The sequence below is a fragment of the Psychrobacter sp. 1U2 genome, assembly GCF_051847575.1.
Genome location: NZ_JBPYDC010000668.1, coordinates 1 through 908 on the forward strand (window position 1 = coordinate 1; position 908 = coordinate 908).

Genomic DNA, 908 nt, shown 5'->3' on the forward strand with positions numbered 1-908 from the left:
CAAAAAGCTGCCAATGAGACATAATCATTGGCAGCTTTTTTATACAGCTTTTGCAATAATAGTATTAACGCATAAGTTAGCTGTCGTGATTATCGATATAATTTTTCATAACTTGTAGCTCTTGTAAGTGCTGCGTCTGCGTTTGTACTAACAACCCATCTAAGCGCTGTTCAATATTGTCCAATACCTGTTGTGATAATTCATCGGCTTCGATATTTTTTTGATCCTCTATCTGATTGACAGTTGTATGAACACTCGCTAGATGGTAACGACTGGCCAGCATTTCAGGCAAGCGATTATGCAGCATTTTGTCTACTATAAACTGCTGCTCTGTCACCACTGATGTTTTATTTTGACCTGATAACGCTTTTTGGTACTCATAGTAGCTATTTACTTTTTCATCGATACGTTGCAACTGGCGTAACTGATGATCGGGCAAAACCTGTAAGTGTTTTTTATTTAAGTTTAGCTGTTGCCAATTTATCGTAGATAATGATAGTGGTGCATGACGATCATGATATTTGAGCACGCCTGGCGTAATGCCGACTGCTTTATGAAACGCTTGCCAGCCTTTTTTACCCAAATAAATAGTAGTAATCGTGGTCACAATGCCAACACCTATCAGCACACTCATATACTCTTACTCTTCTAGCTTTGGTTTTTGTTGATACTAACGTCGTTATCATCGTCTATTTGTAAGCTCTGAGCATTAGAGACAGCGCCATCAAAACGTTGCTGCAAATAACGATTGGTTGCGAGTAGCTTTTGACCATCTTGATGATACGAAGCATTAATTAAATCGTCAAACTGTGTATTAATGGTGTTCAGCACTTCAAGCAGCGCCTCTTTACCCGTGACATTAGAGTGCTTGATTTTGGTGTTATCAGCGCGACCATCATCCAAGTCAT

The 908-nt window shown here is 39.2% G+C and carries 1 protein-coding gene and 1 pseudogene; both read right to left on the reverse strand.

Annotated elements, in window-relative coordinates:
- Positions 1-76: 76 nt before the first annotated feature.
- On the reverse strand, positions 77-634 hold the full coding sequence (locus tag ACS8FD_RS17980) for a hypothetical protein (protein WP_439261197.1): 558 nt from the start codon (positions 632-634) through the stop codon (positions 77-79).
- Between the two features lie 14 nt (positions 635-648).
- Positions 649-908 (reverse strand): annotated as a pseudogene (locus ACS8FD_RS17985) (hypothetical protein); the annotation flags it as partial.

Coding starts and splice junctions, on each gene's coding strand:
- ACS8FD_RS17980 (WP_439261197.1), bottom strand. CDS start 634: ATGAGTGTGCTGATAGGTGTTGGCATTGTGACCACGATTACTACTATT.